This is a genomic window from Halalkalicoccus tibetensis (assembly GCF_037996645.1).
GTDB classification, from domain to species: domain Archaea; phylum Halobacteriota; class Halobacteria; order Halobacteriales; family Halalkalicoccaceae; genus Halalkalicoccus; species Halalkalicoccus tibetensis.
Genome location: NZ_JBBMXV010000010.1, coordinates 1 through 1,003 on the forward strand (window position 1 = coordinate 1; position 1,003 = coordinate 1,003).

1 protein-coding gene is annotated in these 1,003 nt (G+C 68.4%); it reads right to left on the reverse strand.

The genetic code is table 11. The features are described 5' to 3' along the window. Positions 1-1,003 (reverse strand): thiolase family protein (locus WOA58_RS18615; RefSeq protein WP_340605802.1); only part of this gene is annotated, 1,003 nt, incomplete at both ends.

A 1,003-nucleotide genomic window follows, 5' to 3' on the forward strand; every position in this document is an offset into this window, starting at 1 on the left:
CGGGAGAACTCGATGGCCGCGCCCTGCCCGAAGCCGACACAGAGCGTCGCCAGTCCGCGTTCGGCGTCGCGCTCGATCAGTTCGTGGACCAGGGTAACGGGGAGGCGCGCGCCGCTCGCCCCGAGCGGGTGGCCCACGGCGATCGCCCCGCCGTTGACGTTGAACTTCTCGTCGGGAATCCCCAGTTCGTGCTGGCTGTAGAGCGCCTGGCTCGCGAACGCCTCGTTGAGTTCGACCAGGTCGTACTCCTCGATCTCCCGCCCAGTTCGCTCGAGCAATCCCTCCGTCGCCGGAACCGGGCCGATCCCCATCACCGTGGGATCGACGCCCGCGACGTTGTTCGAACCCACTTCCGCGAGGATTTCGAGACCGTGATCCTCGGCGAACGCGCGGCTCGTCACCAGCGTCGCGGACGCACCATCGGATATCTGCGAGGCGTTACCCGGCGTGACGGTCCCGTCCCCCTTGAACACCGTCGGGAGCCCGCCGAGGCTCTCCAGGTCGGTGTCGCGGCGGATGCCCTCGTCCTCGGAGACGGTGCCGTCCTCGGTCTCGATGGGGACGATCTGGTCCTCGAAGCGTCCCTCGTCGGTCGCCGCCGCCGCGCGCTGATGGCTGCGAAGCGCGTACTCGTCCTGTGCCTCCCGCGAGACGTCGAACTCCTCGGCGACCTTCTCGGCGGTCATTCCCATCTCGAGCTCGCCGACGTTGTAGTGCTCGGCGATCCCCGGGTGGAGGTGCTGGTAGGACTGGCCGTCCATCGGCACGCGGCTCATGGACTCGACGCCGCCGGCGATGATCGCGTCGCGCTGGCCGGCGCGGATCGCATCCGAGGCGGAGATGACCGCCTGCATCGAGGAGGCACACCAGCGGTTGATGGTGGTCGCGGGGACGTTCTCGCCGAGTTCCGAAAGCAGGGCGATGACGCGCGCGACGTTGTTGTCCTGTTCGGTGCGCTGCTGTGCACAGCCCCACATCAGGTCGTCGATCTCGTCGCCGCTCA